This window comes from Citrobacter sp. wls826 (assembly GCF_005281245.1).
GTDB lineage: Bacteria > Pseudomonadota > Gammaproteobacteria > Enterobacterales > Enterobacteriaceae > Citrobacter > Citrobacter braakii.
Window position 1 is genome coordinate 42,680 of sequence record NZ_SZWS01000032.1, and the last position, 909, is coordinate 43,588.

The following is a 909-nucleotide window of genomic DNA, read 5'->3' on the forward strand; positions in this document are numbered from 1 at the left end:
CATCCCGACACCACTTTCGCGTTGCGTAATGTCTCCTTTCGTGTGCCTGGCCGCACGCTTTTGCATCCTCTCTCATTAACTTTTCCGGTGGGGAAAGTAACCGGCCTTATCGGCCACAACGGGTCCGGAAAATCGACGTTATTGAAAATGCTGGGACGTCATCAGCCGCCGTCGGAAGGTGAAATCCTGCTCGACGAACAGCCGCTGGAGAACTGGAGCAGTAAAGCGTTTGCCCGCAAGGTCGCCTATCTGCCGCAGCAGTTGCCTCAGGCCGAAGGGATGACGGTGCGTGAACTGGTGGCGATTGGCCGCTATCCGTGGCACGGGGCGCTGGGACGTTTTGGCGTTGCCGACAGAGAGAAAGTAGAAGAAGCTATTTCGTTGGTCGGCTTAAAACCGCTGGCGCACCGCCTGGTGGATAGCCTGTCCGGCGGAGAACGCCAGCGTGCGTGGATTGCCATGCTGGTGGCGCAGGACAGCCGCTGTCTGCTGCTTGATGAGCCGACTTCCGCGCTGGATATCGCTCATCAGGTTGACGTGCTGGCGCTGGTGCATCGCTTAAGCCAGCAGCGTGGGCTAACGGTGATTGCGGTGCTGCATGACATCAACATGGCGGCCCGCTACTGCGATTACTTAGTTGCGCTGCGCGGTGGTGAAATGATTGCGCAAGGAACGCCTGCTGAACTGATGCGCAGTGAAACTCTGGAACAGATTTACGGTATCCCGATGGGCATTTTGCCGCATCCGGCCGGTGCCGCACCCGTGAGTTTTGTCTATTAATGATTGAATTACATCATATTACCCGTCGGCGTCTGCTTACGGCGATGGCGCTCTCGCCGCTGCTGTGGCGGATGAATACGGCGTCCGCCGCGGCGATTGATCCGCAGCGTATTGTGGCGCTGGAATGGC

1 protein-coding gene and 1 pseudogene are annotated in these 909 nt (G+C 58.2%); both read left to right on the plus strand.

Annotated elements, in window-relative coordinates:
- Positions 1–780, plus strand: a 780-nt coding sequence (fhuC, locus tag FDW87_RS08215; RefSeq protein ID WP_252363075.1) for a Fe3+-hydroxamate ABC transporter ATP-binding protein FhuC, incomplete at its 5' end; no start/stop codon positions are given.
- Positions 780–909 (plus strand): annotated as a pseudogene (locus FDW87_RS22115) (Fe(3+)-hydroxamate ABC transporter substrate-binding protein FhuD); the annotation flags it as partial. The gene fhuC and the pseudogene FDW87_RS22115, both read left to right, overlap by 1 nt.